Here is a 19,554-nt window from a genome sequence, read left to right as displayed (position 1 = left end):
TGCCCGCTTCTCGCCGCGGAACGCGCCGGCCTGGGCGCCCGTACCCCGCTCACGCTCATCGGCCCCGCGTCCCCTTCCCGCCGTGCCCGGACGGCGCCGGAACGGCGCTCAAAGGTGCCTCTCGGCGACCGTGCGCGCGAGCCGTTCGAGCAGCGGGCCCGCCTGCGACATGCACACGGCCGGGTCGGGCTCGATGTCGGTGAGCGCGTAGGCGGCCGTGATGCCCGCCGCGCTCAGCTCCTCGTCGCCGAGAGCCCGGCGCCCGCAGACCACGACCACGGGGACTCCCGCCTTGGCCGCGGCGCTCGCGACCCCCGCGGGCGCCTTGCCGCGCAGCGTCTGCTCGTCGAGCGAGCCCTCACCGGTGACGACGAGGCGCGCGCCCTCCAGGCTGTCGTGGAATCCGAGCAGGTCGAGGAGGTATTCGATGCCGGGCCGGAACTCGGCGGCCAGGAAGGCCAGCGCGGCGAAGCCCACTCCCCCGGCGGCACCGGCGCCCGGCTGCCCGGCCACGCCCATCGAACGGACGACGCCGTCGTGCTCGGCGGCCCCGACCAGGCCGTGGGTGTGCGCGGCGACGGCGGCCAGCCGGGCGAGGGCGGCGTCGAGCAGCCTCACCTCGTCGGGGCTCGCGCCCTTCTGCGGCCCGTACACGGCGGCGGCCCCGTGCGGACCGAGCAGCGGGTTGTCCACGTCGCCCGCGACGACGAACTCGACATTATCAATCTTGATAAGGCCGGATTTATCGATTTTCGCCAGGTCGCCGAGGGCGGCTCCACCGAACGGGAGCTCCCGCCCTTCGGCGTCCAGGAAGCGGACGCCGAGCGCCCGCATCATGCCCGCTCCCCCGTCGGTGCAGGCGCTGCCGCCGAGACCGAGCACGATCCGCCGGGCCCCGCGCCGTACCGCGTGGGCGATCAGCTCGCCGGTACCGTGGCTGGTCGCGGTGAGGGGGGCCGTCTCGACGCCCTCGTGCGCGAGCGAGCCCGCCGCCGGGGCGACCTGCCCCGAGGCGGCCGGCAACCGCCGCAGCCCCGACGCCTCGGCCAGCTCGACGACCGCGGTGGCCACGTCTCCTTCCCCGAGGGCGTCGCGCCAGGCATAGGAGGCGAGGACCGGCTCACCGACGGGGCCGGTGACCTCGACCTCGACCCGGGTGAACCCGCAGGCCACGACCGCGTCCACGGTGCCGTCACCGCCGTCGGCCACCGGCAGCGCGACCGTGGCGACGCCGGGCCCGAGACCCGCGGCGATCCGCGCGGCGACCTCGGCACCGGTCAGCGAGCCCTTGAACTTGTCCGGGGCGATCACTACATGTCCCGACGACTCAGACAACCCTGCTCCCTAATGGCGGATGGGCGGCATTCGCCCCCCGCCCGTGCGAGCCGGTGGGGAGCGAATGCCTGACCCCGGTGAAACGGAGAACAATCATCACATCCACCGCTGAGCGCCCCCGACGCCCGGTCCTCATCCGCCGACCTCCTGGCCCGCGGTGAAGCCCTGCTCGGCGGCCAGCCGCATGAGGCGGCGGTGGGCCTCGCCACCGGCGCGGCCGAGTTCGTCCTGGGCGACGGTGCGCAGCTCGTCGTCCTCGACGACGGTCTCGCCGCCCACCAGCAGCCGGGCCAGCGGTGGCTGCCGGGTGCCGAAGACCAGGGCACAGACCGGGTCGGCGACCGCGGAGGCGAAGGCCCCGGTGCGCCAGAGGGCGATGTCGGCGAGCTTTCCCACCTCCAGCGAGCCGAGCTCCTCCTGCCGGCCCAGGTTCCTCGCCCCGCCCAGGGTGGCGATCTCCAGGGCCTGGCGGGCGGTGAGCGCGGTGGGCCCGTACCTGGCCCGCTGGAACAGCAGGGCCTGGCGCATCTCGCCGGAGAGCGAGGTGAGCTCGGCCGAGGCGCTGCCGTCCACCCCCAGGCCGACGTTCGCGCCCTTGCGCAGCATCTCGGAGACGCGGGCGATGCCGGCGCCGAGGCGGCCGTTGGAGCTCGGGCAGTGCGCGGAGCCGGTACCGGTCTGGGCGAAGACGTCGATGTCGTCGTCGTTCAGGTGGACGGCGTGGGCGAACCACACGTCCGGGCCGAGCCAGCCGAGCTTCTCCATGTAGTCGACCGGGCGCTGCCCGACCTGCCGCAGGCAGTGCTCCTCCTCGTCGAGGGTCTCGGCGAGGTGCGTGTGCAGCCGTACCCCCTTGGACCTGGCCAGCGCGGCGGCCTCGATCATCAGGTCGGCACTGACGGAGAACGGCGAGCAGGGGGCGACCGCGACGCGGAGCCTGGAGGAGAAGGACGGGTCGTGGTAGGTGTCGACGGCCTCGGCCGTGGCGTCGAGGATCTCGTCGAGCCGTTCGACCACCACGTCCGGCGGCAGGCCGCCCTGCGACCTACCCCGGTCCATCGAGCCCCGGGCGGGGTGGAAGCGGAGCCCGACCTCCCGGGCCGCCTCGATCTCCGCGGCGAACAGATCCCCTCGCCCCTTCGGGAAGATGTAGTGATGGTCGCTGGAGGTGGTGCAGCCGGACAGGGCCAGATAGCCCAGCCCCGCGCCCGCCGCGCCCTTCACCACCTCGGCGTCCATGGCGGCCCACACCTGGTAGAGCGCCGTCAGCCACTCGAACAGCGTGGCGTCCTGGGCGAGCCCCTGGGAGGCCCACTGGTAGAGGTGGTGGTGGGTGTTGACCAGACCGGGGGTGGCCAGGCAGCCGGTGCCGTCGATCCTGACCGCACCCGGTACCACCGGGGCGGGGCCCGGGCCGAGGGCCACGATCCGGTCACCCTCGACGTGGATGTGTCCCGAGGGGATCTCCGGGCCCACGACCGGGGCGATGTGCACGTTCTCGATCAGGATGGCGCTCAACGGGACTCCTTCTCCTCGCCGCGCGGCCCCGGACCCGTACCGGCCTTGCGGGCCGCGGCGAGGCGTACGGCGTCGAGGATCTTCTCGTAGCCGGTGCACCGGCACAGGTTGCCCGCCAGGGCCTCGCGGATCTCGGCGTCGGACGGGCGCGGGATCCGCTCGATCAGGTCGTGGGCCTGGACGACGAGGCCGGGGGTGCAGAACCCGCACTGGACGGCTCCGCACTCGACGAACGCCTCCTGGACCGGGTCGAGCCGGTCGCCGTCGGCGAGTCCCTCGATGGTGCGGACCACGCGGCCCTCGACCTGCCCTGCCGCGACCAGGCACGCGCAGACGGGCACCCCGTCGAGGTAGACGGTGCAGGAGCCGCACTCGCCCTGCTCGCACGCGTTCTTGGAACCCGGCAGGCCCACCCGTTCGCGCAGGACGTACAGGAGGCTCTCGCCCTCCCAGACGTCGTCGGCGGTCTCGCTGCGGCCGTTGACCGTGAAGGTGACGCGCATCAGCCTGCCCTCCTCTCGAAGCGCCCGGAGCGCAGGTCGTTCCACGCCCAGGTCAGGGTGCGCCGCGCCATCACCGCGATGGCGTGACGCCGGTAGTCGGCGGTGCCGCGCACGTCGTCGATCGGCGAGGCGGCCTCGGCGGCCAGCTCACCGAAGCGCCCGAGCAGCGCGGGGTCGAGCCGCGCCTCCCAGTCGAGTTCGGCGGCCAGGAACTCCTCGGCCGCGACGGCGCGCCGGGGGGTCGGGGCGGCCGAGCCGATGCCGGTGCCGACCCGGCGCTCCGCGGGATGGAGCGCGATCGCGAACGAGCAGACCGCGATCACCATGGCGTTGCGGGTACCGACCTTGGAGAAGTACTGCGGGCCGCTCGCCGGGCTCATCCAGAACGCCCTGATCAGCTCGTCGGGTTCCAGCGCGCTGCGCTTGACCCCGAGATAGAAGGCCGCGGCCGGGATCATCCGCACGCCCCGGGCGGCGGAGGCGACCTCGATGACCGCGTCCCCCGCGAGCAGCGGCGGGTGACTGTCCCCCGCGGGCGAGGCCGCGCCGAGATTGCCGCCCACCGTGCCCCGGTTGCGGATCTGCGGCGAGCCGACGGTACGGGAGGCCTGGGCGAGACCCGGCAGCCGATCGCCCAGCTCGGCGATCAGCCGGGCGTACGACACGCCCGCACCGACCCTGAGCCTGCCGTCCGCCTCCTCACTCCAGGTCGCGAGCTCGGCGATCCGGTTCAGGTCGAGCAGCCCGGCGGGCCTTCGCACGTCGAAGTTGAGCTCGACCATCATGTCGGTGCCGCCCTGTATGGGCGCCACCTCCGGCCGGTCCGCCTTGGCGGCCAGCGCCTCCGCCCAGGTGGCGGGTCGCAGGAAATCCACGGTCATCACTCCCAGGCGAAGCGGGCGTCGGGGGTGTCGTCACGGAGCACGCTGCCCTCGATCAGCCCGTAGGGACGGTCGGCGGCGTAGAACACCTCATTAGGGTTGTCCAGCCCGAAGGGGGTGAGGTCCACCAGGAAGTGGTGCTTGTTCGGCATCGCCAGGCGCACCTCGCAGACCTCCTTCCGGGTGTTCAGCACCCGCTCCCCCATCGCGTAAAGCGTCTGCTGCAGCGACAGGCTGTAGGTCTCGGCGAACGCGCCGAGCAGGCAGCGGCGCACCTCGTCGTAGGACTCCCCGTAGTGGGAATCCGCCAAGGAGTCCCCGGAGGAGTCCCCGTTCGGGGGCACGCCTGGCAGGTGCCGCCAGCGGGCCGAGACCTCGGTGGCCAGGACGCGGTCCCTGGTGGGTTTCAGGGTGGTGTACTCGTCCTGGGCGAAGCCGGAGAACTCCGACCCCGTCGAGTTGAGCACCACCAGGTCCCTCAGCCCGGAGACCACGGTGGTGGTGCCGTCCCGGTCGTGGTGGACGACGCAGGTGCGCGTCTCCCTGCCGGAGCGAACGAAGGAGTGCCCGGCTCCCGGGGCGGAGTCGCCGTTCACCGGGATCCGGTCCCAGAAGTACTCCTCGATCTCCACCCGGGCGTGGTGGACCGTGGGCTGGGAGTCCACGTAGTGACGGGCCAGCAGGATCGCGAAGTCCTCGATCTGGGCGACACCGTGCTTCCTGGCGAAGGCGTACACGGTGTTCTTCTGCGTGTCGGTCGGCAGGACCGCGGCGTTGTCGCCGGTGAGGTGGACCGCCTCCATGTCGCCGGAGAGTGCCGAGCCGACGGTGACGTCCTTGATGTGGTGGACGTCACCGTCCCTGACGACACGGACCAGGCGGGTCTCCGCCTTGCCGTAGCGGTTGGGTCCGAGAACGACGGGCATGCTAGCTCCCTCGATACGTCGAGTAGGCGAACGGGCTGAGCAGCAGGGGCACGTGGTGGTGCTCCCCCGGGTCCGCCACCGTGAAGTCGATCGAGACCCGCGGGTAGAAGGCGTCCACCGCGCGGGCGGCGAAGTAGTCCCCGGTCTCGAAGACCAGCCGGTGGGCGCCCGCCCCGCAGGTCCATCCCGCGATCCGCCCGTCGGCGTCGGTGACGCCCTCGGCGAGCACCTCGCCGTCCCGCTCCAGGCGTACCGCGACACCCGCCGCCGGCCTGCCCAGGGCGGCGTCGAGCACATGCGTGGACAGGCTCATGTGGCCGCCCCCAGGAGCTTCGCCAGCCGCAGACGGATGATCTTCGCGAGCTCGGCCCTGACCACGTCCCGCTCGGTGTCCTCGTCGTTGCCGAGCCGCTCGGTGAGGCGGGCCAGCATCTCCTCGGCCGACAGGCCCGTGGCGCAGATCAGGTAGACGTGGCCGAACCGCCGCTCGTAGGCGCGGTTGCCCTCCGTCAGCCGGTCCAGGACCTCCCGCCCCGCCGCCGCGACCCCCGACTGCTCACGGCGGGACCAGGCCGCCTCCCTTCCGGAACGACCGGCCACCGGGCCGCCCTCGCCTGGCGGCTCGCCGATCCTGGGATGGGCTGCCAGCGCCTCGCGTACGCCGGACCAGTCCAGGCTCCGTACGGTGGCCTCCGCGACCTCGGCCAGCCTGTCGAGGTCACGGTAGGGGCGCGACGCCGCCACCCGCGCGGCGAAGTCCCGGCAGGCGCAGCAGGCCAGCAGTTCGGCCTCGGCCTCCTCGATACCCAGCGCGTTGAAGGCGGCCAGCCCCGCGACCTGCGGCGCGGAGTGCACGTTAGACATGGGAGCAGTACACACACCACCGGCGCGTACAGTCCAGCGGCAAGCACCCCAAACTATGCCAAGGGTTCGCCGCAGATTTCCGCAACATACTCCAAACCTGCTGGTACCCGGCGCTCGATTCTCCTTGGGAGACGCGGCTGAGCGCACCGCCGGCGCCCCTCACCGGTCACCTCGCCCCAGAGTGCGGGGAGGGCAGGTCAGGTGGGCGGCCTGTCGGCTGTGAAGCGCCGAGGGCGCCGCCTAAACTGAGGTCACCATGACTTCTCTCTCCTCCATCGGCGGACACGTCTCCGTCACCGGCGGTCTCGCCAAGGGCGGGCTGCGCTACGCCTCCGACATCGGTGCCGAGATGATCCAGGTGTTCGTCACCAACCCTCGCGGCTGGGCGCTCGCCGCGGGTGACCCCGCCCAGGACGCCAAGCTCCTCGAGTCGGGCGTGCTCTCCTTCGTGCACGCGCCCTACCTGGTCAACATGGGCTCGCCCAGCGCGGAGACGCTGGAGAAGTCGGTGGCCACCGTGCGGCACAACCTGCTGCGCGGCCACGCGATCGGCGCGAAGGGAGTGGTCGTCCACACGGGGTCGGCGGTGAGCCAGTCCCGCGACGAGGCGCTGCGCCAGCTGCGTGAACATCTCCTGCCGCTCCTGGACGAGATCCCCGACAACGGGCCCGACCTGCTGCTGGAGCCGATGGCCGGGCAGGGCGCGGTGCTCTGCGCGACGGTCCAGGACCTGGAGCCCTACCTGGCGGCCCTCGACTGGCACCCCAAGGCGGGGGTCTGCTTCGACACCTGCCACGCCTTCGCCGCCGGGCACGACCTGTCGACCTCCGAGGGCGTCAAGGAGACTCTGGAGGCCCTGCACGCGATCGCCCCCGGACGGCTCAAGCTGGTCCACGCCAACGATTCCAAGGACGTGTGCGACTCCAGGAAGGACCGGCACGAGAACATCGGCTCCGGCCACATCGGCGCCGAAGCCTTCGCCGAGATGCTGAGCCATCCCGTGATGGCCGGGGTGCCGTTCTGCATCGAGACACCGGGCGGCGCCGAGAAGCACCGCGAGGACATCGAGGCGCTCAAGAAGCTCCGCGACCGGGTGAGTTCCTGACCTGCCGGAAGGTCGGACGGGACGCCCGTCCTCGTGATCCGGCCGCCCCCGTGTGGCCGGATCACGGTCCGGCCCGCTGGCTAACGCGGGCGTCCCGTCGTATCGGAGAGCGGCGACCCCTCCCCCTTCCGGTCAAGGACCCGGTGGCCGGATGCCGGCGGTCACCCCGTGTCCGCGCATCAGGTCCTGTGCGAGCCTTACGGCCCTGTCCCCCCCTGATCCGGCGGGTCTCGCTCTCCGATGAGGGAACACTAGAGGCGCGTCCAGACGAGCGAGCGGCGCTTTCCCGCCAGCGCGATTAACGGTCAGTAGTTGTCGATGTGCGGAGAGTGCCGACGCGACGAACGGCTCACGGCGGGCGACGAACGGTCGATCGGGGGCTCGTGGGACCCCTGGGACCCGCCCGTGCCGGGGAAACGCCGATGAGCCGTACGGCCGTGGAACGGCGCACGGAAGGCGCGAGGCCGGTCGGCGCGCGGAGAGACGCGAAGGGGACGGCGACCGCGGAACGGCCGGCCGGAAGCCCGCACGGGCGCGAATCACCGCGCGGGGGCCCGCGGAGAGCGTGCCGCGGCTATCGCAGGGCGGCCGCGGAGGGCAGGGGCCTGGCCCGGACCACACCGGGGACGGCCGGGCGGTCACGGAACTGGCGGACCAGCCGTTCGCGGACCTCGCGGGCGTGCCTGCGGCTGACCGGAAGCGTCTCGTTGCCCACCCGGAGCATCACCCTGCCGCCGTCGAAGCGCAGCTCGCTCACGTGCCGCACCGAGACCAGCGTGCTGCGGTGCACCCGGATGAACCCCGACCCCGCCCAGCGCCGCTCCAGGGCGGCCAGCGACATGCGGACCAGGTAGCTGCCCTCGTCGGTGTGGAGCCGGACGTAGTCGCCCTGCGCCTCGGCGAACCAGACGGCCTGCTGGGGCACGAACCGCGTCCGCCCCGCGAGCTCGACCGGGATGACGTCCTCCAGCACGGGGTCGGCCGCAGCCGGAATCATGGACTCCAGGCGCCGTACCGCCTCGGCCAGCCGGTCGGCCCTGACCGGCTTGAGCAGGTAGTCGACCGCCTCCAGCTCGAAGGCCTGCACCGCGCACTCCTCGTGGGCGGTGACGAAGACCAGCCGGGGCGGGTTGGGAAACCCCGCGATGAGCCTGGCCAGGTCGAGGCCGTCCAGGCCCGGCATCCGGATGTCGAGGAACACCCCGTCCAGTCGCTCGCCCGCGCCGATCATCTGGACCATGTCCTGGAGCGCGGTGACCCCGCCCGCGGCCGTGGAGACGTGCTCGATACGGGGGTCCTGGCGGAGGAGATAGGCGATCTCCTCAAGGGCGGGGACCTCGTCGTCAACGGCCAGGACTCGCAACATGACCCCACGCTGCCCTCTGAACCACACCCGCCGCAAGCCTCATGGCAACTTCAGGTAATGGTTTGACTACAAATAGCTATTGGCGGGGTGGAGCTTGGGAACGCGGAGCCGCACCGTCGTGCCCGCGTCCGGGGCGCTCTCCACGACCAGACCGTAGTCCTCGCCGTAGATCTGGCGGAAGCGCACGTCGACACCCGCCAGCCCGATCCCGCCCTCCTCTCCCGGCGGCGCGGAGCCGTCGAGGAGCTCCCTGGCCCGCTCGGGGGGCATGCCCAGGCCGTCGTCCTGCACGCTGATGTGAGCCTCGGCTCCGGCGTCGCTGACCACCACCCGCACCTCTCCACGACGCCCCGCGGCGGCCACGCCGTGCTTGACCGCGTTCTCCACCAGCGGCTGCAGGCAGAGGAACGGGACGGAGACCGACAGCACCTCCGGCGCGACCCTGAGGGTGAACCGGAGCCGGTCGCCGAACCTGGCACGTTCCAGGAGCAGGTAGCGGTCCACGCAGTGCAGTTCCTCGGCGAGGGTGGTGAAGTCGCGTGCCCGGCGCAGCGCGTACCGGTTGAAGTCGGCGAACTCCACCAGCAGCTCCCGCGCCCGCTCGGGGTCGGTGCGGACGAACGAGGCGATGGTGGTCAGCGCGTTGTAGACGAAGTGCGGAGACATCTGGGCGCGCAGCGCCCGCATCTCCGCCTCCATCGTCCGCCGCCGCGAGGAGTCGACCTCTGCCAGCTCCAGCTGCCCCGAGACCCATCTGGCGACCTCGGTGACGGTCCGCACCAGTGCCACGCTCACCACGGCGTCATACGCGGCGAGCGTCCCGACCACCCGCCCGTCGACGGTGAGCGGTACGACGACCCCGCCCCCGGTGGCACAGCCCGGTGTGTCGCAGGCCGGTTCGTTCCCGGTCACCACGTGCGGGCGCGCCGAGGCCAGTACGGTCCTGGCGTGCTCGGGCGCGTGGTCGCGGTGGCAGCCCGCCGCGCCGTCCCAGGCGAGCAGGCCGCCGCTGTCGGCGACCGCGACGGCGCTGGTGCCCAGCAGGGTACGCAGGTGGCGGACCGCCTTACGGGCGGACTCGTGGGTGAGCCCGGACCGCAGCGAGGGAGCCGCCATCGCCGCGATGTGCAGTGTCAGGAAGGTGGCCTCGTCCGTCGGACCGCCCTGCCGGTCCGGGGGCCGCCGGCGCGGGCGGGGAAGGACGAGTCCGAGAAGGGCACTGAAGGCGCAGAGCAGCACCCAGCCCGTGGTCGACATGCGGAAAACCGTAGTCAACCCACCCCGGAGATCGGGGGCGAACGCCGATCACGGACCGATCAGGGCGGACCTTCGCCCGCTTCCTCCTGATAGGAGTAGCGCTGCTCGCGCCAGGGGTCGGCGATGTTGTGATAGCCGCGCTCCTCCCAGAAGCCGCGCCTGTCCTCCAGCAGGTACTCCACGGCGCGCACCCACTTGACGCTCTTCCACGCGTACAGGTGCGGGACGATCATCCGCACCGGGAACCCGCGTTCCAGGGCGATGGGCCTCTCGTCCAGCTCCAGCGCGAGCATCGTCTGTGAGCGGTCGAAGTCGCCTATCCGCACGTTGGCGCTGTAGCCGTACTCACCCCAGATCATCACGTGCTTCACACCGGGCGCGGGCGGGGCGACCTCCATCAGCGTCGCCGCGGACACCCCGCCCCACTCGTTACCCATGATCGAGAACTTGGTGACGCAGTGGAAGTCGGCCACCACCGTGGTACGCGGCAGCGCGGAGAACTCGGGCCAGGTGAAACGGTGCTGCTCACCCGAGGCCGTCGCCCCCATGACGTGCAGCTGCCAGGTCTCCGGGCGGAACCGGGGCACCCGGCCGTAGTGGATCACCGGTCGGCCCCGGGGGACGTACTGGCCCGGAGGCAGGCGAGGCTCCTCCCACGAAGGTTCGGACTGCTCCACCATCACTCCCTCCGCCGTTTCCCCTATGGCACGTGGTAATCCTGCCATCGCGGACTTCGCGGCGCCCCGGCGGCTACCGAATAACGTTCTCTCGCCCGGTGGGACAGGGGCGCTCTGACCGTGCGCTATCATTTCGCACTATGCGTACAGCGTTCTGGTTTTTTTATGGCGACGGACCCGTGAGTCGGACCGTTCGCCACCAGATGCTGCGCTGACAGCCTGGCGAACAGAAGGCCCCGGGTCCGGTTTCGGACTCGGGGCCTTCTGCCTTTCCCGGCCTTCATCGAACACACCACAGACCTCGGAGCCGGTCGGACCGGCCGGAGCCGTCGAAGAGGGAGAGACATGGTCATCGTCATGGGACCCGGCGCCACGGAGCAGGACGTCGAGGCGATCGTGGAGGTCATCGGCACGGCGGGCGGCGAGGCGTTCGTCAGCCGGGGCGTGAGCCGTACGATCATCGGCCTGGTCGGCGATGTCGCCCAGTTCACCACCCTCGACCTGCGAGGCATGACCGGGGTGGCCGACGTGATGCGGGTGAGCGCGCCGTACAAGCTGGTGAGCCGCGACAACCACCCCGAGCGGTCCACGGTCCGCGTCGGCGGTGTGCCGATCGGTCCCGGCACGGTCACCCTGATCGCCGGCCCGTGCGCGGTGGAGACCCCCGAACAGACCCTTCAGGCCGCCCGGATGGCCGCTGCCGCCGGGGCCACCCTGCTGCGCGGCGGCGCCTACAAGCCCCGTACCTCCCCGTACGCCTTCCAGGGGCTCGGCGAGGCCGGCCTGCGCATCCTCGCCGACGTGCGCGAGCAGACCGGGCTTCCGGTCGTCACCGAGGTCGTCGACGCGGCCGACGTGGAACTGGTGGCCTCCTACGCCGACATGCTCCAGGTCGGCACCCGCAACGCGCAGAACTTCGCGCTGCTCCAGGCCGTCGGCGCCGCAGGCAAGCCGGTGATGCTCAAGCGCGGGATGAGCGCCACCATCGAGGAGTGGCTGATGGCCGCCGAGTACATCGCCCAGCGCGGCAACCTCGACATCGTGCTGTGCGAGCGCGGCATCCGCACCTTCGAGACCGCCACCCGCAACACCCTGGACGTCTCCGCGGTGCCGCTCGCCCAGCGGCTGTCGCACCTGCCGGTCATCGTCGACCCGTCCCACTCCGGTGGCCACCGCGACCTGGTCCTGCCGCTCACCCGCGCCGCCATCGCGGTCGGCGCCGACGGCGTGATCATCGATGTCCACCCGCGCCCCGACCAAGCCCTCTGCGACGGCCCCCAGGCGCTGGTCGACGGCGACCTGGGCGAGCTGGCCCAGGTGATGGAGCGGTTCCCGCCGCTGCTGGGCAAGGTCGCGGCCGTCGACGCCCTGGCCCCCGCCTGACCCATCCGCTCGCCACGGCCCCCGGCCCCGGGCACGCCCCCGGGGCCGGGTGATCCGATCTCAGGCGTCGAGCCGGTACTCCTGCAGGGATCCGGCGAGCTGGACGGCGAGCTCCTCGGCGTCCAGACGACGCTCGATCTTCTTCAGGTCGGCGACCTTCGCGGCGGTCTCGGCGCGGCGGGGGGCCAGCAGCGAGCAGCAGTCCTCGTCCGGCAGTTCGGAGATCGCCAGGGTTCCGATGCGGCGGGCCTCGGCCATGATCTCGGTCTTGTCGAGGCCGATGAGCGGACGCAGGATCGGCATGTCGACCGCGTCGTCCTGGGCGGTGATGTTCTGCAGGGTCTGCGAGGAGACCTGGCCCAGGGAGTCGCCGGTGACCAGGGCACCGGCGCGCAGGCGGCGGGCGACCTCCTCGCCGGTCTTCAGCATCAGACGGCGCTGGGTGATCACCGCCAGGCGGTCCTGGCCGGAGGCCTTGATGGACTGCTGGGCCTTGCCGAAGGGGACGACCCACAGCCGGGACCCGCCCTGGAACCTGTCGAGTGCCCTGACCAGCGCGTACGCCTTGTAGATGGACTCGGAGGTGGTGAAGGGGATGCCGGAGAAGTGCAGGAAGTCGACGCGCAGGCCGCGGCGCATCATCCGGTAGGCGGCCACCGGGGAGTCGATGCCGCCGGACATCAGGACCAGGCCCCGGCCGCTGGTGCCGACCGGCAGCCCGCCCTGGCCCGGCAGCCCGCCGGTGAAGACGAACGCCTCGTCGCGGTCGACCTCGATGGAGACCACCAGCTCGGGACGCTTCAGGTCGACCGGCAGTCCGTAGATGTCGTTGAGCTCGCCGCCGACCGAGCGGTCCAGCTGCATCGAGGTGAGCGGGAAGCGCTTGTCGCGGCGGCGGGAGCGGACCGCGAAGGAGACGCCGCGCCTGACGTCGTCGCGGTCGGCCAGCAGCTCGATGGCGGCCTTGGTGATCGCCGAGGGATCCTTGGCCACCCGCCAGGCACGGTGGATCCAGACCAGCCCGGGGACGTAGGAGACGCGCTCGGCGACCGTGTCCGCGACCTCGACCTCGGTGCCGTCCGGTAGGAAGAGCGCGATGACGCCGTGGCGCTGCCGGACGTCGACCTTGACGCCGACATCCTTCAGCGCGGCCTTGATGTTGGCCTGCAACCTCCGCTCGAAGAGCTCACGGTTGTTGCCCTTGAGGACGACCTCGCCCAGTTTGAGCAGAACGCAGGGCTCGCCCAAGGCGGACATGGTCATGGTGCAACCTCCGGTGGAGCTTCGAGGGGATATGCGGGGCTTCGTGGTAGGGCTTCGTCAAGTCTCTCGCGCGTTCGCGCAAAGACAACCTCTCGACCTTGTTACTTTAGTCGGGACTACGACTCATCGAGGCCCTGCTCGATGGCGTAGCGGGCCAGTTCCACCCGATTGTGGAGCTGGAGCTTGTTCAGCGTGTTCTGGACGTGGTTCTGCACGGTCCGGTGGGAGAGCACGAGACGCTCGGCGATCTGCTTGTAGGACAACCCCTTGGCGACCAGGCGGAGCACCTCGGTCTCCCGCTCGGTCAGGCGGGGCGGCGCCTCGGGCGCGGGTCTGGCCGCCAGCCTCCGATACTCCCCCAGCACGAGCCCGGCCAGCCCGGGGGTGAAAACCGCGTCGCCCCCCGCGGTGCGCCGGACCGCGTCGAGGAACTCCTCCTTGCTCGCGGATTTCAGGAGATATCCGGAGGCTCCCGCCTTGATGGCCTCCAGCACGTCCTCCTGCTCGCCGCTGGCCGACAGTACCAGCACCCTGGGCGGCGGCTCCGAGGTTGCCAGCCTCCTGGCCACCTCGACCCCCGGCAGGTCGGGCAGTCGCAGGTCCAGCACCACCAGCTCGGGTCGGACCGCCGCGGCCACCCGGACCGCCTGCCGTCCCTCCCCGACCGCGGCCACCACCTCGTATCCGGCCTCGGCCAGGTCCCTGGCCACCCCGTCCCTCCACATCGGGTGGTCGTCCACCACCATCACGCGCATTGGCCTACCTTAGGCCCGTTCCTCCGGAGGTGCCCGTCCTGCTGCACAGCGCCCGGACGGCCCGCCCCGCCCCCCGTGGCGGCCGTGAGAGGCGGTCTAGCCGGTCGGCACCGACATCTCGATCTCGGTGCCCCGGCCGGGAGCGGAGATCACACTGACCGTGCCGCCAAGGTCCGCGACACGGCCCCGGATGGACTGCGCGACGCCGAGCCGCCCGTCGGCGGCGGCCTCCTCCAGGCGTCCGGGTGCCATACCCGGCCCCTCGTCCCTGACGGTCACGGTGACCAGCCCGTCATCACTCTCGGCGAAGACCCACGCGGGCGCCCGCGCCCCGCAGTGGCGGGCGACATTGTCCAGAGCGGCCCCGACCGCGGCGGCCATCTCCGCCGCGGTGGCCGCGGGCAGGATCAACGGGGTCGCCGGGGCCGAGACGGTGACCGTGGCCGAGCCGTACCTGTGCAACAGGGCGCACAGGTCCGCGGTGCCCGCGGCGGGCGCCTCGGGCCTGAGCCTGACCAACTCGCGCAGGGCGGCCTCCTGCTCGCCCGCGAGCCTGCCCAGTTCGGCCGCCTCGCCGCCGATCTCCTGCCCGCGCCGCTGAACCAGCGCGAGCACCTGGAGCACCGAGTCGTGGATTCCCCGGGCGAGCCGCTCCCGTTCCCGCCCCGCGACCTCCAGTTCGATCGCCTGCTCCATGCGCTCCTCGGCCTTCTTGGCCAGCCGGGCGACGTGCCCGACGACGGTCCCGGCGAGGAAGAGCAGGACGGTGCCGTTGATCGGCAGCATCTCGAAGCCCCCTCCGGGGACACCGTGCAGCCACAGGTCGGCCAGCGAGACGATCAACGCGGCCACGGCCCCCAGCCGCCGCCCGCCGTACACGCCCCAGGCGAGCACCGCGCCGCCCATCCAGGTGCCGGTGATCGGCAGGCTGCCCTCCTGGTAGGCGCCCTGCACCGCCGGGGTGGCGAGCAGGCAGCCCACGGTCACGAGCATGTCGGCGGCGAGCAGCGGCCGGCCGCGGAACTCCTCGACGGAGTAGGCGAAGATCGTCCCCGCGGTCCACAGCGCCATGACGCCGATCACCAGCCAGCCGATCGCCGGGTGGGCGTACCCCCCGGCACGGATGAGCAGAACCGCCGCGTACCCAAGGGATGCGACGCGGAACACCGCGACCGCCCGCCAGAACGGCCCCTCGATTCCCGTCACACGCCAGCCCTACCTCTCAACAAGAAAGCGGCGTACTGCAATAATCCACCGATTTCTCTCTCACGAAAAACTGGAACATGTCCCACGTAGATCACTTTTCTTACGGCCTGCTCACCCCCGTGCTGGCCTATGTCATGTCGAGCGTCGGCTGCATGCTCGGCCTCCTGCTCACCGCCAGAGCCCGCGAGGCGGCGGGGGCGGCACGGGTCCGCTGGCTGGCGGGCGGGGCACTGTCCATCGGCGGCACCGGTATCTGGGTCATGCACTTCGTCGCCATGATGGGCTTCTCCGTCGGCGGCGGCCAGATCCGCTACGACGTGCCGCTGACGATCGGCTCGGCGGCCCTGGCCGTCGTCGTCGTGGGCGCGGGCCTGTTCCTGGTCTCCTACCAGGGCGAGCGGTTCGTGCCGCTGGTCTCCGGCGGCGTGCTCACCGGTCTCGGCGTGGCGGGCATGCACTACATCGGCATGTTCGCGATGAGAATGCCGGCCCACCTCTCCTACGATCCGGTGCTGGTCGGGGTCTCGGTCGCGATCGCGATCGCCGCGTCCATCGTGGCGCTCTGGTTCAGCCTGCGGATCAGCGGCGTGCCGGCCACCGGCGGCGCCGCGATGATCATGGCCCTGGCGGTCTGCGGCATGCACTACACCGGCATGTTCGCGCTTGAGGTGCACCCCCGGCTCTCACCCGCGCCGCTCGGAGGGGCCAAGGGCATCGACTTCATGCTGCCCACGCTGACCGTGCTGGGCCTGCTGACCCTCGGCCTGCTGCTCACCGTCATCCTGTCGCCGTCGCAGCCGGAGCTGGACCACGACGCCACCCTGCTGGCCAGGCTGGAGAAGCGCCGCGCCGAGGCCCGGCTGCACGAGCCGGTCACCCCGCCCGCCGCTCAGGCGCCGAAGGGCCCGTCTTTGTTCGACTCCCAAGAGCGATGATGTACGGCCTGCGCCCGCTGGGCCGCTTGGTCAGGGCGCAAGCCGTACATGGAGGGGAATCGCAGGCGGCCGGCCGCCCAGTCGGGAGGCTAGGGCCGGACGCTTGCAGAACGCTTGCAAACGGCCACTCTCCGCGAGGGGCCGCGATGACGTCTCAGCCGAAGAAGACCTCGGCCTCCTCGTAGCGGCTGGCCGGCACGGTCTTCAGCTCCTTGGTGGCCTCGTCGAGACCCACCCGCACGATCTCGGTGCCCTGGAGGGCGACCATCTTGCCGAAGTCGCCGTCCTGCACCGCGTCGATGGCCTGCAGGCCGAACCTGGTGGCCAGCACCCGGTCGAAGGCCGTGGGGGTGCCGCCGCGCTGGATGTGGCCGAGCACCGTGGTACGGGCCTCCTTGCCGGTGCGCTTCTCGATCTCGCTGGCGAGATTCTCGCCGATGCCGCCGAGCCTCACGTGGCCGAAGGCGTCGAGCTCGCCCGCCTGCAGCGTCATCTGGCCCTCGACGGGGTGCGCGCCCTCCGCGACCACGATTATCGGCGCGTACTTCGTCTTGAAGCGGGACTCGACGTAGGCGCAGACCCGGTCGATGTCGAAGGGCTTCTCCGGGATGAGGATGACGTTGGCACCGCCCGCCATGCCGGCGTGCAGGGCGATCCAGCCCGCGTGGCGGCCCATGACCTCGCAGATCAGCGCGCGGTGGTGGGACTCGGCGGTGGTGTGCAGGCGGTCGATCGCCTCGACGGCGATGTTGACCGCCGTGTCGAAGCCGAAGGTGTAGTCGGTGGCGTTGAGGTCGTTGTCGATCGTCTTGGGCACGCCGACGACCTTCACCCCCTTGTCGAAGAGCTGCTTGGCCACACCGAGGGTGTCCTCGCCGCCGATCGCGATCAGCGCGTCGACCCCGCCCTTCGCGAGGTTCTCCTTGATCTTCTCAACGCCGCCGTCGATCTTGATCGGGTTGGTCCGCGACGAGCCAAGGATCGTCCCGCCGCGCGGCAGGATGCCGCGTACGGCCTCGATGTCCAACGGCATGGTGTCGCCCTCGAGGGGACCCCGCCAGCCGTCGCGGAACCCGACGAACTCATGCCCGTGGACGCCCACTCCCTTACGCACGACAGCGCGGATAACGGCGTTCAGGCCGGGGCAGTCGCCGCCCCCGGTAAGCACTCCGATACGCATGACATCCTCCGGTTATGAGTCCGAGCCAAGATGATCAGACTAAAGGGCATGGGCCGATCGGCGACGGATTTCCGCCACCGACGAAACGCATTCTGCCGTCAGATGCGTCAGTGGTCTAGACCAAATAGAACTAGTCCTCATATGTCGCCTCCCACGATCGACGGAGAAGCGACGCATGAGCGCCTCCACCGGAGTGCCAAACAGGTCGCGCACGTCACCTGCGGGAATCCCCGGCCACCTCATGGGTCATACCCACCCGGAACCACCGACCCCCTTCTCACCGGCAGCTCAGGGCAGCGGCAGCACGCAGGACGGGGTGCCGACGGCGAAGACCTCCCCCGCGGGCCGCGGGACGCCGTCCTTCAGCGGGAGCACGGCGACGGTGTCCGAATGCTGGTTGGCCACGTACATGCGGCCGTCGGCGATGGCGAAGTGCCTCGGCCAGGCGCCACCGCAGGCGACCTCCGCGACCGGCTCCAACTCGGGGCCGGCGAAGACCGAGATCGTGTCGGGACCCCGGTTGGCGACGTAGACGAGCCTGCCGCGGACCTCCAGGTGTGAGGGCTGGTTCCGCCCCCCGCTCCCGCTGGCCGGGGCGACGTGGATCTCGCGCCATTCGGCGTCGTAGGCGCGCACGGTGCCGTCCAGCTCTCCCGCCACGTACCAGTGGCCGCCAGCCATGGCCATGTGCCGGGGGCCCATGCCGGGGGCGAGCCTGACCGGTCCTTCCGGGTGCGGGACCACCTCGTCGCCGACCAGGTAGCGACGGATCTCGTCGGCCCCCAGGTCGCTCACGTACAGCACGTCGTCGGGGCCGAAGACCGCCTGGTGGGCGTGGGCACCCTCGCGGTAGGGGAAGATCCACGTGTCGGTCAGCAGGCCGGATCCGTCGATGCCGTGCACGCTGAGGGTGCCGTCGCCGTAGTTGGCCACCGCCAGGCGCGTGCCGGTGGGGTCCACCGCCAGGTGGCAGGGGGCCGACCCCTCGCTGGGCCGCTGCGCGAGCGGGCTCAGCGTGCCGTCGCCGGCGCGGGCGAAGACGCCGACCGTGCCGCGCTCGCCCTCCCCCACCGCGTACAGGACCGGGAGGACGGGGTGAACGGCGAGGAACGACGGCCCGGAGGCGGGCGTCTCGCCGAGCCGGACGAGGCTTCCCAGCTCCACCAGGGTGATCCCCGGCCCGGATCCTTCGGTGTCCGGGGTGTACCCACCGATGTACGCGACCTCAGCCATCATGCTCCCGCCACGGGCACGGCACGCGCCGCCCCAGCTCATCGTCCATTCCAAGGCAAAATGCGAAGTTAGCGCAGTTAGCCGGTGATCTCACAGTTACCCACCCGCAAAGATCTCTCACCATTTCGTTGACCTGGTCAATGAATTCGTTGATGCTGTCAACCATGGAGAGACACGTGGCGGAGGTCCGGGCCTTCAACCGCTTCTACACCCGGCTCATCGGCGTGCTCCACCAGGGCATCCTGGACACTCCCTACTCGCTCACCGAGATGAGGGTGCTGTTCGAGCTGGACCGGGCGGACCGCATGGAGACCGGCGACCTGCGGCGGCTGCTCGGGCTCGACGCCGGATACCTCAGCCGGATGCTCGCCGGGTTCGAGGGCGACGGACTGGTCGTCCGGGAGCGGTCCGCCACCGACGCGCGGCGGCAGGTGGTCGAGCTGACCGACGAGGGCCGGACCAGGTTCGCGCTCTTCGACGGGCGCGCGGCCGAAGAGGTGCGCGAACTGCTGGCCGGGGTGACCGACGAGGACCGCGGGCGGCTGGTCGCGAGCATGGCGGCCATCGAGGAGATCCTCGGCGCGGAGCCGAGGACGGGCTCTCCTTACGTCCTGCGCCCGCTGCGTCCTGGCGACCTCGGCTGGGTGATCCACCGGCACGGCACGCTCTACAGCTCCGAGCAGGGCTGGGGCATGGACTTCGAGGCGCTGGTGGCCAGGGTCGCGGCCGACTACGTGGACCACCACGACCCGGCGCGCGAGGCGGGCTGGATCGCCGAGGTGGACGGCGAGCGGGCCGGCTGCGTCTTCTGCGTGCGCAAGGACGACGAGACGGCCCAGTTGCGGTTGCTGCTGGTCGAGCCGTCCGTGCGGGGCATGGGCATCGGCAGCCTGCTCGTGGCGGAGTGTGTGCGTTTCGCCAGGGCCGCGGGCTACCGGCGGATGAGGCTGTGGACCAGGGACGTGCTGCTGGGCGCCAGGCGCATCTACCGGGCGGCGGGCTTCGAGCTCGTCGAGAAGGAGCAGCACGGCGACATCGTCGACGAGATCTGGGTCCGCGACCTCTGACCCTTCTTCCTCGTCTTCTTCGCGGCGGGGCCGGTGCCGTGGACCTGGCTCGGCGGCGGGCGACGGGGTCCCCCGCGGATCCCGGCGACCGGCCTTCCCG

Annotated in this window: 19 protein-coding genes; 4 read left to right on the top strand and 15 right to left on the bottom strand. The window is 71.4% G+C overall.

Annotated features, from left to right (window positions below):
• Positions 1 to 108 precede the first annotated feature (108 nt).
• From ABZU75_RS05365 to uraD, 7 genes are all read right to left on the bottom strand, one after another.
• A complete protein-coding gene (locus ABZU75_RS05365) occupies positions 109 to 1,335 on the bottom strand; it encodes a glycerate kinase (RefSeq protein ID WP_355549761.1) in 1,227 nt (408 codons plus the stop codon).
• Positions 1,336 to 1,467: 132 nt separating this feature from the next.
• Positions 1,468 to 2,853: an 8-oxoguanine deaminase gene (locus ABZU75_RS05360; protein ID WP_355549759.1), complete on the bottom strand. Its 1,386-nt coding sequence runs from the start codon at positions 2,851 to 2,853 to the stop codon at positions 1,468 to 1,470.
• A complete protein-coding gene (locus tag ABZU75_RS05355; protein ID WP_355549757.1) occupies positions 2,850 to 3,356 on the bottom strand; it encodes a (2Fe-2S)-binding protein in 507 nt (168 codons plus the stop codon). The genes ABZU75_RS05360 and ABZU75_RS05355 overlap by 4 nt, the downstream gene beginning before the upstream one ends.
• Entirely contained in the window at positions 3,356 to 4,231 is an 876-nt protein-coding gene (locus ABZU75_RS05350) for an FAD binding domain-containing protein (protein ID WP_350924576.1), read from the bottom strand. The genes ABZU75_RS05355 and ABZU75_RS05350 overlap by 1 nt, the downstream gene beginning before the upstream one ends.
• 5 nt (positions 4,232 to 4,236) lie before the next feature.
• Entirely contained in the window at positions 4,237 to 5,163 is a 927-nt protein-coding gene (gene pucL, locus ABZU75_RS05345; RefSeq protein ID WP_355549755.1) for a factor-independent urate hydroxylase, read from the bottom strand.
• 1 nt (position 5,164) lies between these two features.
• Positions 5,165 to 5,476, bottom strand: coding sequence for a hydroxyisourate hydrolase (gene uraH, locus ABZU75_RS05340; RefSeq protein ID WP_350924385.1), 312 nt, complete (start codon positions 5,474 to 5,476; stop codon positions 5,165 to 5,167).
• Positions 5,473 to 6,027 (bottom strand): 2-oxo-4-hydroxy-4-carboxy-5-ureidoimidazoline decarboxylase, encoded by a 555-nt coding sequence (uraD, locus tag ABZU75_RS05335; RefSeq protein ID WP_355549752.1) that lies wholly within the window; start codon positions 6,025 to 6,027, stop codon positions 5,473 to 5,475. The genes uraH and uraD overlap by 4 nt, the downstream gene beginning before the upstream one ends.
• A 256-nt stretch (positions 6,028 to 6,283) precedes the next feature.
• On the opposite strand from uraD, the gene ABZU75_RS05330 reads away from it, so the two are divergent.
• Entirely contained in the window at positions 6,284 to 7,132 is an 849-nt protein-coding gene (locus tag ABZU75_RS05330) for a deoxyribonuclease IV (RefSeq protein WP_355549750.1), read from the top strand.
• A gap of 574 nt (positions 7,133 to 7,706) precedes the next feature.
• Here ABZU75_RS05330 and ABZU75_RS05325 read toward each other — a convergent pair.
• The 3 genes from ABZU75_RS05325 to ABZU75_RS05315 all read right to left on the bottom strand — a co-directional run bounded on the left by ABZU75_RS05325 (position 7,707) and on the right by ABZU75_RS05315 (position 10,435).
• A complete protein-coding gene (locus ABZU75_RS05325; RefSeq protein WP_350924379.1) occupies positions 7,707 to 8,498 on the bottom strand; it encodes a LytTR family DNA-binding domain-containing protein in 792 nt (263 codons plus the stop codon).
• Between the two features lie 66 nt (positions 8,499 to 8,564).
• Positions 8,565 to 9,755 carry a histidine kinase gene (locus ABZU75_RS05320; RefSeq protein WP_355549747.1) on the bottom strand — a complete coding sequence of 397 codons (1,191 nt, stop codon included), beginning with the start codon at positions 9,753 to 9,755 and terminating at the stop codon, positions 8,565 to 8,567.
• Between the two features lie 59 nt (positions 9,756 to 9,814).
• Entirely contained in the window at positions 9,815 to 10,435 is a 621-nt protein-coding gene (locus ABZU75_RS05315; RefSeq protein WP_355549745.1) for a molybdopterin-dependent oxidoreductase, read from the bottom strand.
• Positions 10,436 to 10,777: 342 nt separating this feature from the next.
• Between ABZU75_RS05315 and aroF the strand changes: the two genes are divergently transcribed.
• The gene (gene aroF / locus ABZU75_RS05310) at positions 10,778 to 11,815 is read left to right on the top strand and encodes a 3-deoxy-7-phosphoheptulonate synthase (protein ID WP_355549743.1); all 1,038 of its coding nucleotides are present in this window, start codon (positions 10,778 to 10,780) and stop codon (positions 11,813 to 11,815) included.
• 60 nt (positions 11,816 to 11,875) lie between these two features.
• Here the strand turns inward: aroF and thiI are convergent, their stop codons facing one another.
• From thiI to ABZU75_RS05295, 3 genes are all read right to left on the bottom strand, one after another.
• Positions 11,876 to 13,078, bottom strand: a complete 1,203-nt coding sequence (gene thiI / locus ABZU75_RS05305; protein ID WP_350924371.1) for a tRNA uracil 4-sulfurtransferase ThiI — start codon at positions 13,076 to 13,078, stop codon at positions 11,876 to 11,878.
• 116 nt (positions 13,079 to 13,194) lie between these two features.
• Entirely contained in the window at positions 13,195 to 13,824 is a 630-nt protein-coding gene (locus ABZU75_RS05300; protein ID WP_355549796.1) for a response regulator transcription factor, read from the bottom strand.
• A 105-nt stretch (positions 13,825 to 13,929) separates the two neighbouring features.
• Entirely contained in the window at positions 13,930 to 15,039 is a 1,110-nt protein-coding gene (locus tag ABZU75_RS05295) for a DUF5931 domain-containing protein (protein WP_355549741.1), read from the bottom strand.
• Positions 15,040 to 15,116: 77 nt separating this feature from the next.
• Between ABZU75_RS05295 and ABZU75_RS05290 the strand changes: the two genes are divergently transcribed.
• On the top strand, positions 15,117 to 15,974 hold the full coding sequence (locus tag ABZU75_RS05290) for an MHYT domain-containing protein (protein WP_355549739.1): 858 nt from the start codon (positions 15,117 to 15,119) through the stop codon (positions 15,972 to 15,974).
• A 154-nt stretch (positions 15,975 to 16,128) separates the two neighbouring features.
• Here ABZU75_RS05290 and ABZU75_RS05285 read toward each other — a convergent pair whose 3' ends face one another.
• On the bottom strand, positions 16,129 to 17,154 hold the full coding sequence (locus ABZU75_RS05285) for a 6-phosphofructokinase (RefSeq protein WP_350924365.1): 1,026 nt from the start codon (positions 17,152 to 17,154) through the stop codon (positions 16,129 to 16,131).
• A gap of 288 nt (positions 17,155 to 17,442) precedes the next feature.
• Complete coding sequence (locus tag ABZU75_RS05280; protein ID WP_355549736.1) at positions 17,443 to 18,390, bottom strand: beta-propeller fold lactonase family protein; 948 nt, start codon at positions 18,388 to 18,390, stop codon at positions 17,443 to 17,445.
• 161 nt (positions 18,391 to 18,551) lie between these two features.
• On the opposite strand from ABZU75_RS05280, the gene ABZU75_RS05275 reads away from it, so the two are divergent.
• A complete protein-coding gene (locus ABZU75_RS05275) occupies positions 18,552 to 19,454 on the top strand; it encodes a helix-turn-helix domain-containing GNAT family N-acetyltransferase (RefSeq protein ID WP_355549734.1) in 903 nt (300 codons plus the stop codon).
• Positions 19,455 to 19,554 lie beyond the last annotated feature (100 nt).

This window comes from Streptosporangium sp. NPDC005286, from assembly GCF_040607515.1.
Taxonomy (GTDB): domain Bacteria; phylum Actinomycetota; class Actinomycetes; order Streptosporangiales; family Streptosporangiaceae; genus Streptosporangium.
This window is presented reverse-complemented; position numbering and strand designations above follow the sequence as displayed.

Bases quoted from the DNA above. Each gene is read 5' to 3' on its own strand.
- ABZU75_RS05355 (WP_355549757.1), bottom strand. From the start codon at position 3,356: ATGCGCGTCACCTTCACGGTCAACGGCCGCAGCGAGACCGCCGACGAC.
- pucL (WP_355549755.1), bottom strand. From the start codon at position 5,163: ATGCCCGTCGTTCTCGGACCCAACCGCTACGGCAAGGCGGAGACCCGC.
- uraH (WP_350924385.1), bottom strand. From the start codon at position 5,476: ATGAGCCTGTCCACGCATGTGCTCGACGCCGCCCTGGGCAGGCCGGCG.
- uraD (WP_355549752.1), bottom strand. From the start codon at position 6,027: ATGTCTAACGTGCACTCCGCGCCGCAGGTCGCGGGGCTGGCCGCCTTC.
- ABZU75_RS05330 (WP_355549750.1), top strand. From the start codon at position 6,284: ATGACTTCTCTCTCCTCCATCGGCGGACACGTCTCCGTCACCGGCGGT.
- ABZU75_RS05325 (WP_350924379.1), bottom strand. From the start codon at position 8,498: ATGTTGCGAGTCCTGGCCGTTGACGACGAGGTCCCCGCCCTTGAGGAG.
- ABZU75_RS05320 (WP_355549747.1), bottom strand. From the start codon at position 9,755: ATGTCGACCACGGGCTGGGTGCTGCTCTGCGCCTTCAGTGCCCTTCTC.
- ABZU75_RS05315 (WP_355549745.1), bottom strand. From the start codon at position 10,435: ATGGTGGAGCAGTCCGAACCTTCGTGGGAGGAGCCTCGCCTGCCTCCG.
- aroF (WP_355549743.1), top strand. From the start codon at position 10,778: ATGGTCATCGTCATGGGACCCGGCGCCACGGAGCAGGACGTCGAGGCG.
- thiI (WP_350924371.1), bottom strand. From the start codon at position 13,078: ATGACCATGTCCGCCTTGGGCGAGCCCTGCGTTCTGCTCAAACTGGGC.
- ABZU75_RS05300 (WP_355549796.1), bottom strand. From the start codon at position 13,824: ATGGTGGTGGACGACCACCCGATGTGGAGGGACGGGGTGGCCAGGGAC.
- ABZU75_RS05290 (WP_355549739.1), top strand. From the start codon at position 15,117: ATGTCCCACGTAGATCACTTTTCTTACGGCCTGCTCACCCCCGTGCTG.
- ABZU75_RS05285 (WP_350924365.1), bottom strand. From the start codon at position 17,154: ATGCGTATCGGAGTGCTTACCGGGGGCGGCGACTGCCCCGGCCTGAAC.
- ABZU75_RS05280 (WP_355549736.1), bottom strand. From the start codon at position 18,390: ATGATGGCTGAGGTCGCGTACATCGGTGGGTACACCCCGGACACCGAA.
- ABZU75_RS05275 (WP_355549734.1), top strand. From the start codon at position 18,552: ATGGAGAGACACGTGGCGGAGGTCCGGGCCTTCAACCGCTTCTACACC.